Here is a 12,150-nt window from a genome sequence, read left to right as displayed (position 1 = left end):
AATTAGTTTTTAGCAGAAGATTTCTCCTCTATTTTTTTTAATCTTTTATCCAGGGAGAACAGATAGATCAGCAAGCCAATAAGAATGATGAGGATACAAAAAACAACAACATATATCTTTCCATTGCTGCGTAAAGTATCAGCCATCTCCACTTCATTGGATTGGGCAAATAATTCCACTGAAGTTAACAATAGTGTTAAGGCAAATATGAGCTTCTTCATTTTATGAGTTTTGTTTATTTTCTATTGTTCTGATCCTAAATCTGATGGTATAGATCCAGTAACCGATTATTGACCAGCCAATAAATGCAGGATACAAAACAACCCGCATGCGACTGTCCAGATCGTAACTGTTAAACCCGGGGTTCCCTCCGTTTCCCGGATGCAATGAATCGGACAAACGCGGCAATACCATAATCAGAACTACCATCATTGGAAAAGCAAAAATATTGTATATGGCTGAAATTTTTGCGCGTTTCTGCTGTTCATCAATGGAATTTCTCAATACCAGGTAAGCAAAGTACAAAAGTATCGCTATAGCTGTAAAATTTTGCTTTACATCAAAGCTCCAGAACTGTCCCCAGGTAAATCTGGCCCAGAAAGCACCGGTAACCAGGCCAAGTATACTAAAAACGATGCCTACATTTACACTTTCTACAGCACGCAGATCATCAGATTCATTTTCACTCAATAAATACTTTATACTGTAATAAACAGAAATAGAAAACAAGGTAAGCATGGCAAACCACATAGGTACATGAAAATACAGGTTACGTATGGTCTCATTTAATATGGCTAAACGGGGTACACCCAAAAGTAGTCCGGCAATGGTAGTATATAAAACTAATACTGACCCTAATATCTTCCACCAAAGTTTGTTCATTATACAGGCTTAATCGGAACAAAGGTAATAAAGCCATGGGGCTTTTTTATCATAAACATGTAAATGCAAAAAACAAGTTCCAATTACTTTAATCGCGCCACAGGTAAGGGAAAAGCAACAGGCTCACTGCAGTAACCAATGCATTGATCAGCAACAATATTCCAACTTCGTCCCAGCTTACACTCCTGTCCAGCCCATCAATCGCATTCTTTGTGAGTCTGACCAACACGATTAATACCGGAATGATGACAGGAAAACTAAGAATTGCCATCAGCATCCCGCCGTTTCCGGCTTTAGATGCAATTGCAGATATCATGGTAAATATAGTAGAGAAACTTAAACTGCCCAGCAGCGTAGCAAGCAGATACAGCCCCGGATCTTCTGGTGTATAATTGAATACCAGAATATAAAATCCAAGCGCAATTAAAGTCAGCACCGACATCAGCAAAACATTGTATACCGTTTTGGAAATGATCAGTGCAATCGGGCTTGCAATGGTATAAATGTATAGCTGCCTGCCCCGGCTTTCCTGCAAAAAGCTTTTTGACACTGCATTTATAGAGGCAAAAAGCATAATGATCCAGAACAGTGCATTCCAGGTAAGCTTGCTGTCAATGCTTACAAAAGAAAGAAAGCAAACAAACACCGTAGATACGACATATAACAACACCCCGTTTAATGCGTATTTGGAACGCCATTCCAACAGCAGTTCTTTTTTTATCAAATGTTTTACCTGGCTTAGTAAATTCATGCAGCGGCAAAGATAATTTAAATCAAAACAAAAAAGCAGGAATAATCATTCCTGCTCCCGTTTTTTAGTAATCCTGTTTGCTATTTCAGGTCTGCAGTATGCCCAACCATAGCTGGTGTTAAAATTTTTGCTTTAACCGGCGCTGTTGATGGCTGATCGGCCCCAACCTGTAAAGGCATTTTACAAGGCTGTCCATCCATGTCAAAGGCAATTGCCGGATAATTACCTGTAGCCTTTAAAGCCTGACTTGCGGCAGAAAGGTGGTAAGTACCTGTTGCATCACGCTGCAGCTTAGGGTCAATTGTCCTGTAAGCACCTTCCGGGATATTGCCCGGCCCCTTAACATTAAAAATCACATTACCTTCCCATTTAGAATTAACATATGGCCCCTTGATCAAAGCTGCTTCATCGCCCCCCTGTATCAGGTTATTGGCAATGGTAACAGCGGTTGCCCCCAGGCCTATCGGGCTTCTCGGATTTAAAGTGATGTTACTTTTGTTATTGATCAGTGTGTTGAAGGCAATTAAAACCCTGTCTGGCCTGTCGTGGGAAGTTAAAGGTGCCCCATCGGCTACCTCTGCCCCACCGTTGCCAATGTTAATGGCCGAATTGCAGTTTTCGAAGTAATTGCTGTAAATAATATGGTCATCGCCAAAAATCCTGATACCGGGTGTATTGTTAAAATAATTGCCATATACCTGATTAAAATTACCATGGCGCAGGGTAAGCTGTGCCTTACAATCGCGAATGGTATTGTAACGTACGGTTAGGGCTGACGATTTAACGGATAAAAGTTCGTTCTCGCCTTCGCAGTTTTCAAATAAATTATATTCAAAAATGCTGTTGCTGGAAGAAAGGCTAAATCCACTAAGGCCAAATTGTACAGCCTCGGCACCATTGCCCCGCTGCTGCGAAAAATTATGAAAGTAATTGTGGTGGATCCATAAACGCTCGGCAATCTGTTTACCTGTACCCCTCACCCCAATAAATTTTCCTAAAGCATTTTTATTTTGAAAGGTGTTGTGATCAATCTGCTGGTCGCTGCCAAAAACAGTCAGGTAATTTCCCTCTCCGGTAGTTTCAAAAATATTCCTGGTCCAGCGGCAAAAACTGGACCCTTCGCCGGTTTCGGCCTTGCCGGACAAATGGGTAAATTTAAAACCACGGATGACAATATAAGCCGATGGCCCTGCTATTTTTACCCCCCCTGCCCCGGTAATTTCTGCTCCGCCAATGCTTTCTGCTGCAATGGTAATGGGCTTTGCTGCTGTACCCTTTTTTCTCACAACAATATCGTTCGTACTGGTATAAACGCCGTTTTTAAGCAGGATGACATCACCCGCTGCCGATTTATCTATAGCCGCCTGCAATTCCGGCAAAGAAGAAACAGTAATTGTACCTGCAAAGCCTGCAGTAGCAATACCAAAGGTAAACAGACATAGTATAAAAGTAAAGATTCGCTTCATCATCTAAATAAGGTTATAATATTTGATGAAGTTAGCTGTTCTTTATTTATTTATTGTCAGCTAAATATTCCTATTATTGTATGATTATGGCAGAATATTTAGACATTATCGTACGGAGCCTGGCAGTATATGTTTTCATGCTTCTTGCCATCCGCTTAACCGGAAAGAAAGAGCTTTCACAGCTGAACACCACAGATGTAGTATTGATTTTACTCATCAGTAATGCAGTTCAGAATGCTATGGTAGGCAACAATACCAGTCTGGCAGGCGGACTGGTAGCAGCCGCCGTGTTGTTTACACTAAACTTTATACTTAAAAAGGTAATGTTCAAAAGCAGGTGGTTCAGAAATCTGCTTACAGAAAAACCTGAAATCCTGATCCATAATGGCAACCTGGATTTTGCAATGCTCAGTAAACTGGGAATTACAAATGAAGAATTACGTGAGGCCATCCGCGAGCATGGCGTAGAGAAATACAAAGATGTAAAACTGGCCATTATGGAAGCAGATGGCAACATCAGCATCATCAGTGGCGATGAAAACCTGAAGCAGAGCCAGTATAAACGCAAAAGGAAACACAAATCGCTGGGCGACCTGAACTGATCTTTTAATTAAGCGATCATATCGCCCTGCGCTATAATTACCGCCTTCGGTTTTCTCACCGTGATCAGGATAAATGTCCCGGCAAGAATTACAAACCAGCCCCATTTATATTTAACCAGACCAGCAGCAAAGTTCACTGCCTTTTTAAAATGTAAAAACCCGAAAGAATCGTGTGCTTTAAAATACACTCCGGCTAGGGTTATAGCTACCAATAGAATTCCGGCCCAGCCGGCAAATTTAACCAGACCAGCCTTAGTGGTAAATGCACCGATCAAACCCACAAGCACCATAACATAAAAAGTAATCGCCAGTGTTTGGTCAAGGTCAAAATAATTCCAGTTGCCCAAAATCGGAACGCGTACCAGCGGGCACATTCCACCAATAGCCATGATCGCCGCCCCTATAATTCCCTGTGTCCTCATCACTAGCCCTTGGTATTGATCCCCATTTTATCCGCAAAATGCGCACAATAATCACGCAGGTCTTCCACAATCAGGTTTTCACCTGTAGCCCTTAAAAAACTGTCGCCCATAGTTTGCAGGGTCTCATAAAAAAACCTCTTCATTTCATCAACAGGCATATCTTTGGTCCACAAGTCAATCCGCATAGAATTTTTATAGTTATGGTCCCACAGCGCCAGCATCATAGATTTTACAGGCACCTGCTCCTGTGTTTCTGCATCTGTAGATTCCCAAAGGATATTATCGGGTACATTGTTATCGTCTAACTGAACTGTAATTTTTATTTCTGCTTGTTTCATCTGTTTTAATATATACTGATTTTAATAACGACAATCAAAAGAATGGTAATGACTACAAAAAAACACTCCAATATCCATATTTTTTTAAGCTCTGGCACAAACTTCCTGAAAATCTGATCCGACACGAAACAGATAATGGCAATCAAAAAACTAAAGCCAACAAGTATGCCCGAAATATCAATATACATGGCCGTACCCCTGGGTTTCTTTTCCTCCAGCAGCAACCACACTGCAATCACCAGAAAAACTGCCGAAACAATATTTAACGGTGTCAGCCTCAGCTTTACATTCTTTTCTTTTTGAACTTCTTTTTCTTCCATGCAGGTGTTTTGTCCCTGTTTTTTTCTCTTGCAGCTGCAGCTATAGCGGCAGCATGTTTTTTCTCGTGAAACGCACCTTTAAAATCCGGATCATCCTTACGTTTCTGGTCGTCAATTGCACGGGCAATGGCCTGCTTTTCATCATAAGGTGTTTCTTCTACAAAAACTTCAGCGGGCAAAGGTACAACAGGAATCTGTTGTCTGATCAGTTTTTCTATTTTCTGAATGTAATATTTCTCGGCCGGACTGCAAAAAGTAAGGGCATCGCCTTTAGCATACGCCCTGCCCGTACGGCCAATGCGGTGTACATAATCTTCAATGATGATCGGTACGTCAAAATTGATCACGTGGCTCACCTCCGAAACATCAATCCCCCTCGAAGCTACATCCGTTGCCACCAATACCCTGATATTGCCTTCCTTAAAATTATTGATAGAGTTGATGCGCGTGTTCTGTCCCTTATTGGCATGGATTACCCTTACCGCATCCTCTCCAAAACGGCGTGTAATAAAACTATAAATATTATCGGCCACAGTTTTGGTCTTGCAAAAAATGATCAGGCGCTTAAATTCCTCATCATTTTTCATCAGGTGCTGCAACAGGTTGATTTTGGTCTTAAAGTTGGGTACCTCATACAATGTTTGGGTAACCGTTGCTGCCGGGGTGGCTTGTTCTGCTACCTCTATAATGGTGGGGTTCTTTAAAAAATCGCCCGCTATCTTCTGCACCAGGTTACTCATGGTAGCCGAGAAAAGCAGGTTTTGCCTTTTACGGGGCACCACTTCCAAAATGCGGTGTATGGAACCAATAAAGCCCATATCCATCATTTTATCGGCCTCGTCCAATACCAGGAATTTTAAATACTGTGTGTTGATGTGCCCCGCCAGATAAATATCCAGGAACCTGCCCGGCGTAGCAATGATAATATCTACGCCAGCTTTGATCTGCTCGATCTGTGTTTTAGGGCCTATGCCGCCAAATATCACTACCGAACGCAGATCGGTATAAGCAGCAAACATTTTCACATGCTCCGCAATCTGCATGGCCAGCTCCCTTGTCGGGGCCAGGATCAGCGCACGTGCGGCATCGCCCTGTGCATATTTCAGCTGCATCAAAATGGGCAATACATAAGCGGCTGTTTTACCGGTACCGGTTTGGGCAATGCCAAAAATATCCTGTCCGGACAATACGGGTGCAATTGCTTTTTCCTGTATGGGTGTAGCCTCGGTAAACCCGGCATCAGCTACAGCATTTAAGATCTGTCGGTTAAGGTTAAAGTCCTCGAATTTCTTGGCCATTTTGCAAAAATAGACAAAATTTATTTAGTGCTGCCGCCCCGCAGGGTTTATTAATTTATGCCAAAGAAGATTTTTGGATAAGTTTTTTCTAATTTTGAGCGCATGAACACCATTCTTATAAAAGGAGCCTCTGTAGTAAACGAAGGCCAGATTGTTGTAGCCGATGTACTACTTAAAAACGGCTTTATTGAAAAAATAGCCCCAAACATTGATATTGCGGCCCATCAGGAGATCAATGCTGAAGGCCTGCACCTTTTTCCGGGAATGATAGACGACCAGGTGCATTTTCGTGAGCCGGGCCTAACCCATAAAGCAGATATTTTTTCGGAAAGCATGGCCGCTGTTGCCGGCGGGATTACTTCTTTCATGGAAATGCCAAATACAGTACCCAATACACTTACACAGGAACTGCTGGCCGATAAATATGCCATTGCCTCAGAAATGTCGCTGGCCAATTACTCCTTTTTCATGGGTGCATCTAACGACAACCTGGACGAAGTATTAAAAACAGACCCTAAAAACGTTTGCGGCATTAAGGTATTTATGGGTTCTTCTACAGGCAATATGCTGGTAGACAATGAAAAGGTACTGGAAACCATCTTCAAAGAAGCGCCCATGCTGGTGGCTACGCATTGCGAAGATGAGCAGACTATCCGGCATAACCTTGCCGTTTATAAAGAAAAATACGGAGAAAATATCACCATAGCTATGCACCCGCTGATCCGGAGTGCCGAAGCCTGTTATAAATCCTCTTCAATGGCTGTAGAACTGGCCAAAAAGTACCATACACGTCTCCATATCCTGCACATTTCTACGGCAAGGGAAGTTGCACTATTTGACAATAAAACACCACTTGCAGATAAAAAAATAACCGCTGAAGCCTGTGTACATCATTTATGGTTCGACGATCATGATTATGCGGTTAAAGGAAACTGGATCAAATGGAACCCCGCTGTTAAAAGCGCTGCAGATAAAGCAGGTATCCTGAAAGGGGTACTGGACGGCCATATCGATATCATTGCTACTGATCATGCCCCACATACCATTGAAGAAAAGGAACAGCCTTATTTACAGGCCCCCTCTGGCGGCCCACTGGTACAGCATGCACTGCCCGCACTGTTCGAAATGTATCACCAGGGTAAAATATCGCTGGTACAGATTGCCGAAAAAACAGCACACAATGTGGCAGTATGTTTCAATATCGATAAAAGGGGCTTTATCAGGGAAGGCTACTGGGCCGACCTGGTGCTGGTAAACCTGAACGATCCTTTTACCGTAACCAAAATGAACGTACTGTACAAATGCGGCTGGTCGCCCTTTGAAGGGCAAACCTTCAAAGCCGAAGTTACCCATACCTTTGTATCCGGCAACCTTGCTTATCAGAAAGGGAAATTCACTACCCAGGAAACCGGCAAACGACTGGCCTTTAACCGCTGATGAATACGGCTCATAAACACACGCTTAAAAAGTTTATACTGCTCTTTGCCCTATCGGCACTGGTGTATGTTTTTGGGTTTTTCCCCCGGCTGGTAGAATCCCTGTATTCAGAAGGATTTTACAGCCTCACCTCAGTCATACAGCGATTTATAAGCGGGATATTCCCATTCGCCCTCGGCGATTTTTTGTACCTGCTGCTCATCTTGTATACAGCCCGTTCCCTATACCGCTTTTATAAAAAAATAATACAGAAACGTTTACAGCAAAGCGATAGGCTGCATGTCCCTTTACAGGTACTGAACTTTATACTTGTATTATACCTGTTTTTTAAAGTTTTATGGGGCCTAAATTATTCACGCATCCCCATAGCAAGGCAGCTGGGCATCAGCAACGAAAAATACAACACCGAAGAGCTGGTATTACTGGGTAAATACTTTATTGCGCGGTTAAATGACCTTCAACACCTCAAAAGGGCCGCTTATACCACTGCTCAGCTGGAAGCTGAAGCCAAACAGGCTTATGATAAAATGCGCCGGAAAAATGCTTTTTTCAATTACCGCTCTCCGGCGGTAAAGCCGGTATTGAACAGTTGGGTGGTGACTAAAATAGGCATAGAGGGCTATTACAACCCGCTTTCTGGCGAAGCGAACATCAACATGCGCCTGCCCGAAACCTCACTTCCTTTTGTAAGTTGCCATGAAATTGCCCACCAGCTGGGTGTAGCACGCGAAGATGAGGCCAACCTGGTAGGCTATCTGGTTGCCATCAACAGTGAAAATCCGGATTTCCGTTATTCTGCAGCCTATAACATGCTCAAAAGTATCCTCTTCGAGATCAGGATCAAATCAGCAGAAGATTACGAAGCCCTGTATAAGACGATTAATCCGCTAACCTTAAAAGACATTCAGAACGACAGGGATTTCTGGCAGAAATATAACAGCGATATGTTCCTGTATTTTGGACTGGCTTTCGACCGTTTTCTGAAACTCAACAACCAGCCAAAAGGGACTGATAGTTACCAGGATATTGTATTATGGCTGTACAACTTGCATAAAAGAGAGCTTCATAAAATGCAGCAGCCCTAAAACATTGCAACAATCCAACAAAAAAGCCCCGAAACAATTGTTAAATTTGCCCCACTATGGCAAAGATATCCATTAACCTGGCAACAGGCTCACTGCAAAAAGAAGAAATTATTGTTGGCATCGATCTGGGCACCACCAACAGCCTGGTGGCTTTTATCAATCCGGATAAAAACCCTGTGGTGATCAATGATACCGGAAAGGGCTTGCTGGTTCCTTCTGTGGTACATTTTAACCAGCAGGGCGATGCGCTTGTAGGTAATGAAGCCAAAGCATTCCTGACTACCGATCCGGAAAATACCATATTCTCCGTAAAACGTTTACTGGGCCGCTCTTATAAAGATGTAGCCGGCCATAAGGATACCTTTTCCTATAAAATTATTGATGACGAGAACGACTCGCTGGTGAAAATCAAAGCGGCCGACCGCTTTTATACACCAATAGAATTATCGGCCGAGATTTTAAAGGAACTGAAAGCCCGCGCAGAACATGCCTTAAAAACTCCGGTAAACAGGGCTGTAATTACGGTGCCCGCTTATTTTAACGACAGTCAGCGCCAGGCAACCCGCGATGCCGGCCGTTTGGCAGGCCTGGATGTGCTGAGGATTGTGAATGAACCCACCGCTGCCAGTCTGGCTTATGGCCTGGGCCTCGACCCCGGCCAGCAAAAAACAATTGCGGTATATGATTTGGGTGGCGGAACTTTTGATGTCTCCATACTCTCTATACAAAACGGGATCTTTGAAGTATTGTCTACCAACGGAAATACCTTTTTGGGTGGCGACGATTTTGATCGTGCCATTGTACATTACTGGATAGAAAAAAATAAACTGAATACAGAAGAACTGGCAACAAATGCTGCTTTAATGCAGGGTTTAAGGTTGAAAGCCGAAGAAGCGAAAAAAGCTTTGACCACACAAAACCTGTATAATGAAAAGCTCGCCAAAAGCCAGCCTGCTGAACTGAACACGGAAGAAATCTGGTGCAGTATAGACAGGCAAACATTTGAACAGCTTATTGCTCCTAAGGTTGCCGAAACCATCAATTCCTGTAAACAGGCACTGAGCGACGCCAAACTCACTATAGCAGAAATTGATGAAGTGGTATTGGTTGGGGGCTCTACCCGTACGCCCTATGTGAAAAAACAGGTAGCAGCTTTCTTTAACAGGCAGCCACAGAACCAGATCAACCCGGATGAGGTAGTTGCACTTGGTGCAGCCATACAGGCTGATATCCTGGCCGGAAACCGTTCCGACATCCTTTTACTGGACGTTACCCCGCTGTCCCTGGGCATCGAAACCATGGGCGGCCTAATGGACGTCATCATCCCCAGAAATGCCAAAATACCTACCAAGGCCGGCCGCCAGTATACCACATCGGTGGACGGACAGGTAAACATGAAAATCTCTGTTTTCCAGGGTGAACGCGATCTGGTACAGGAAAACAGGAAACTAGCCGAATTTGACCTGAAAGGTATCCCCGCCATGCCGGCAGGTTTGCCAAAGGTAGATATCAATTTCCTGCTCAATGCAGATGGCATACTTACGGTACAGGCTATAGAACTCCGCTCGGGCGTAAAGCAGGAAATAGACATTAAACCGAGTTACGGACTAACAGATGATGCCGTAGAAAAAATGCTGGTAGACAGCATTACCCACGCCAAAAGTGATGTAGAACAACGTATGCTCATCGAAGCCCGCAGCGAAGGGGAACAACTGGTATATACTGCCGAACGTTTTATCGAAAAACATGCCGTATACCTTACAGCTGAAGAAATTTCCGCTACAAAAACATACATCAGTGCTTTGCAGGCTGCCCTGGGCAAGGCCGAAAAAGATGATATCCTTAAAAAAGCAGATGAACTGAACGAATTTACACGTCCTTTTGCCGAACGGGTAATGGATGTGGCCGTTTCTTCGGCCATGAAAGGAAAAAGTATCGAATAAATAACCAGCGAATACACTATTGTATATAGGTTTACAGTAATGAAAAGGACATTTCTTATTGCAGGCCTGCTGGCGCTTTTTATACTATGTAGTTCCTGGGGCTTTTATGCGCATATCCGCATCAACAGGCTGGCGGTCTTTACACTTCCGGCAGGCTTAAACCGTTTTTATAAGGCCAACATCAGCTACCTGAGCGACCATGCCGTTGACCCCGATAAAAGGCGATATGCAGATACCGCAGAGGCCGCAAGGCATTACCTCGATGTAGAATTGTATGAAGCACATATAGACAGTATTCCAAGAAAATGGGAGGAAGCTGTTAAAAGATATGGGCTGGTCCGGCTAAACCAGAATGGCATTTTACCCTGGCAAATCCAGAAAAGTTATTATAAACTGGTAGATGCCCTTAGGGACCGCGACTCGCTTAAAATACTTATTTATTCTGCCTATTTAGGGCATTACCTGGCCGATGCACATGTACCTTTACACACCACGCAAAACCACAATGGCCAACTCAGTAACCAGTTGGGCATACATGCCTTCTGGGAAAGCCGTTTACCTGAGCTGTTTGCAAAAAAATATAATTATGTGGTTGGACAGGCTATATACATCGAAAGCCCTTTAAAAGAGGCCTGGAAAATCATTACCCATACCCATAAAATGGTAGATACCGTACTTACCTTCGAAGCCAGGCTCAATGCCCGTTTTCCGGCACACCGGAAATACAGCTTTTTGGAAAGGAACAACCAGGTTGGCAGACAGTACTCCCTGGCCTATTCAAAAGCATTTCACGATGGGATGAACCACATGGTAGAACGACAAATGCGCGCAGCTATACATAGTATAGGTTCCTACTGGTATTCGGCATGGGTTGATGCCGGACAGCCATTACTGTAAAGTCTGGATCAATAGACCTGCTCTTCTTCTTTTACAGTATTTTCAGCAACCGGTAAAGCCTTTTTCTTAAACTTTGATTTTAGGGCAGCAAATATAGCCGGAAAGAAAGTGACTACTGCAATTACCACAATTACGATATCAAAATTCTTTTTAACCACAGGTATCTGCCCCAATAAATAGCCGGCCATAAGCAAACTGGAAATCCAGGCTACTCCACCGATTACATTAAACAAGGTAAACCTGCCAAAAGGCATTTTTGCAATTCCCGCAACAAAAGGGGCTATGGTTCTGAAAATTGGTAAAAAACGACTGAATATAATGGCTTTGCCACCATGTTTTTCAAAAAACTCGTGCGACTGGTTGTAGTATTCGAGTTTAAGGATCTTATTGTTCTCTTTAAATACTTTAACGCCAAAAAAGCTGCCGAGTTTATAATTTAAGGAATTACCCAGAATGGCAGCCACAATCAGCAATAACATCATTACCCATATACTCAATCCGGTATTTTCTCCGGCAATGAGTGCGCCCATCGCAAACAGCAGGGAATCACCTGGTAAAAATGGCGTAACAACGAAACCGGTTTCGGCAAAAATGATGAGAAAAAGAATGGCGTATGTCCAGTTCTGGTAATCTCTGATGATCTCTTCCAGGTGCTTGTCAATGTGCAGCAGGAAGTCAACTAAAAAGCTAAAAAACTCCATTCTCGTAA

14 protein-coding genes are annotated in these 12,150 nt (G+C 43.3%); 5 read left to right on the top strand and 9 right to left on the bottom strand.

From position 1 onward, the window contains the following. Window positions 1-2: 2 nt before the first annotated feature. The 4 genes from HDC92_RS15240 to HDC92_RS15225 form a co-directional block, all read right to left on the bottom strand. Window positions 3-221, bottom strand: coding sequence for a CcmD family protein (locus HDC92_RS15240; RefSeq protein ID WP_015809024.1), 219 nt, complete (start codon window positions 219-221; stop codon window positions 3-5). A gap of 1 nt (window position 222) precedes the next feature. Beyond that, on the bottom strand, window positions 223-882 hold the full coding sequence (gene ccsA / locus HDC92_RS15235; RefSeq protein ID WP_015809025.1) for a cytochrome c biogenesis protein CcsA: 660 nt from the start codon (window positions 880-882) through the stop codon (window positions 223-225). Between the two features lie 88 nt (window positions 883-970). Next, a complete protein-coding gene (locus HDC92_RS15230; protein WP_183875740.1) occupies window positions 971-1,633 on the bottom strand; it encodes a heme exporter protein CcmB in 663 nt (220 codons plus the stop codon). Window positions 1,634-1,713: 80 nt separating this feature from the next. Beyond that, window positions 1,714-3,102: a polysaccharide lyase 6 family protein gene (locus HDC92_RS15225; RefSeq protein WP_183875738.1), complete on the bottom strand. Its 1,389-nt coding sequence runs from the start codon at window positions 3,100-3,102 to the stop codon at window positions 1,714-1,716. 83 nt (window positions 3,103-3,185) lie between these two features. On the opposite strand from HDC92_RS15225, the gene HDC92_RS15220 reads away from it, so the two are divergent. Continuing rightward, a complete protein-coding gene (locus HDC92_RS15220) occupies window positions 3,186-3,701 on the top strand; it encodes a DUF421 domain-containing protein (protein WP_036674726.1) in 516 nt (171 codons plus the stop codon). Between the two features lie 8 nt (window positions 3,702-3,709). Here the strand turns inward: HDC92_RS15220 and HDC92_RS15215 are convergent, their stop codons facing one another. Genes HDC92_RS15215 through HDC92_RS15200 form a run of 4 tightly spaced genes read right to left on the bottom strand, consistent with a single transcriptional unit; the run spans window position 3,710 to window position 6,079 of the window. Beyond that, on the bottom strand, window positions 3,710-4,123 hold the full coding sequence (locus HDC92_RS15215) for a hypothetical protein (RefSeq protein WP_183875993.1): 414 nt from the start codon (window positions 4,121-4,123) through the stop codon (window positions 3,710-3,712). 2 nt (window positions 4,124-4,125) lie between these two features. After that, window positions 4,126-4,461 carry a gliding motility protein GldC gene (gldC, locus tag HDC92_RS15210; RefSeq protein ID WP_015809030.1) on the bottom strand — a complete coding sequence of 112 codons (336 nt, stop codon included), beginning with the start codon at window positions 4,459-4,461 and terminating at the stop codon, window positions 4,126-4,128. A gap of 5 nt (window positions 4,462-4,466) precedes the next feature. Next, window positions 4,467-4,781, bottom strand: coding sequence for a hypothetical protein (locus HDC92_RS15205; protein ID WP_183875736.1), 315 nt, complete (start codon window positions 4,779-4,781; stop codon window positions 4,467-4,469). Continuing rightward, window positions 4,745-6,079 carry a DEAD/DEAH box helicase gene (locus HDC92_RS15200; protein WP_183875735.1) on the bottom strand — a complete coding sequence of 445 codons (1,335 nt, stop codon included), beginning with the start codon at window positions 6,077-6,079 and terminating at the stop codon, window positions 4,745-4,747. The genes HDC92_RS15205 and HDC92_RS15200 overlap by 37 nt, the downstream gene beginning before the upstream one ends. A 102-nt stretch (window positions 6,080-6,181) precedes the next feature. Here HDC92_RS15200 and HDC92_RS15195 point away from each other — a divergent pair, with 102 nt between their 5' ends. Genes HDC92_RS15195 through HDC92_RS15180 form a run of 4 tightly spaced genes read left to right on the top strand, consistent with a single transcriptional unit; the run spans window position 6,182 to window position 11,441 of the window. Next, window positions 6,182-7,516: a dihydroorotase gene (locus tag HDC92_RS15195; protein WP_183875733.1), complete on the top strand. Its 1,335-nt coding sequence runs from the start codon at window positions 6,182-6,184 to the stop codon at window positions 7,514-7,516. Beyond that, entirely contained in the window at window positions 7,516-8,601 is a 1,086-nt protein-coding gene (locus HDC92_RS15190; protein ID WP_183875731.1) for a DUF3810 domain-containing protein, read from the top strand. Before HDC92_RS15195 ends, HDC92_RS15190 begins: the two co-directional genes overlap by 1 nt. Before the next feature lie 56 nt (window positions 8,602-8,657). Next, window positions 8,658-10,544, top strand: coding sequence for a Fe-S protein assembly chaperone HscA (gene hscA, locus HDC92_RS15185; RefSeq protein ID WP_183875729.1), 1,887 nt, complete (start codon window positions 8,658-8,660; stop codon window positions 10,542-10,544). Window positions 10,545-10,583: 39 nt separating this feature from the next. Then, window positions 10,584-11,441, top strand: a complete 858-nt coding sequence (locus HDC92_RS15180; protein WP_183875727.1) for a zinc dependent phospholipase C family protein — start codon at window positions 10,584-10,586, stop codon at window positions 11,439-11,441. Window positions 11,442-11,449: 8 nt separating this feature from the next. Here HDC92_RS15180 and HDC92_RS15175 read toward each other — a convergent pair whose 3' ends face one another. Then, entirely contained in the window at window positions 11,450-12,142 is a 693-nt protein-coding gene (locus tag HDC92_RS15175) for a DedA family protein (RefSeq protein WP_183875725.1), read from the bottom strand. Window positions 12,143-12,150 lie beyond the last annotated feature (8 nt).

Source organism: Pedobacter sp. AK017 (genome assembly GCF_014200825.1).
Taxonomy (GTDB): Bacteria; Bacteroidota; Bacteroidia; order Sphingobacteriales; family Sphingobacteriaceae; genus Pedobacter; species Pedobacter heparinus.
The sequence above is the reverse complement of the archived record's forward strand: the minus strand, read 5'-3'. Positions and strand labels throughout refer to the sequence as shown.

Coding starts and splice junctions, on each gene's coding strand:
- HDC92_RS15240 (WP_015809024.1), bottom strand. CDS start 221: ATGAAGAAGCTCATATTTGCCTTAACACTATTGTTAACTTCAGTGGAA.
- ccsA (WP_015809025.1), bottom strand. CDS start 882: ATGAACAAACTTTGGTGGAAGATATTAGGGTCAGTATTAGTTTTATAT.
- HDC92_RS15230 (WP_183875740.1), bottom strand. CDS start 1,633: ATGAATTTACTAAGCCAGGTAAAACATTTGATAAAAAAAGAACTGCTG.
- HDC92_RS15225 (WP_183875738.1), bottom strand. CDS start 3,102: ATGATGAAGCGAATCTTTACTTTTATACTATGTCTGTTTACCTTTGGT.
- HDC92_RS15220 (WP_036674726.1), top strand. CDS start 3,186: ATGGCAGAATATTTAGACATTATCGTACGGAGCCTGGCAGTATATGTT.
- HDC92_RS15215 (WP_183875993.1), bottom strand. CDS start 4,123: ATGAGGACACAGGGAATTATAGGGGCGGCGATCATGGCTATTGGTGGA.
- gldC (WP_015809030.1), bottom strand. CDS start 4,461: ATGAAACAAGCAGAAATAAAAATTACAGTTCAGTTAGACGATAACAAT.
- HDC92_RS15205 (WP_183875736.1), bottom strand. CDS start 4,781: ATGGAAGAAAAAGAAGTTCAAAAAGAAAAGAATGTAAAGCTGAGGCTG.
- HDC92_RS15200 (WP_183875735.1), bottom strand. CDS start 6,079: ATGGCCAAGAAATTCGAGGACTTTAACCTTAACCGACAGATCTTAAAT.
- HDC92_RS15195 (WP_183875733.1), top strand. CDS start 6,182: ATGAACACCATTCTTATAAAAGGAGCCTCTGTAGTAAACGAAGGCCAG.
- HDC92_RS15190 (WP_183875731.1), top strand. CDS start 7,516: ATGAATACGGCTCATAAACACACGCTTAAAAAGTTTATACTGCTCTTT.
- hscA (WP_183875729.1), top strand. CDS start 8,658: ATGGCAAAGATATCCATTAACCTGGCAACAGGCTCACTGCAAAAAGAA.
- HDC92_RS15180 (WP_183875727.1), top strand. CDS start 10,584: ATGAAAAGGACATTTCTTATTGCAGGCCTGCTGGCGCTTTTTATACTA.
- HDC92_RS15175 (WP_183875725.1), bottom strand. CDS start 12,142: ATGGAGTTTTTTAGCTTTTTAGTTGACTTCCTGCTGCACATTGACAAG.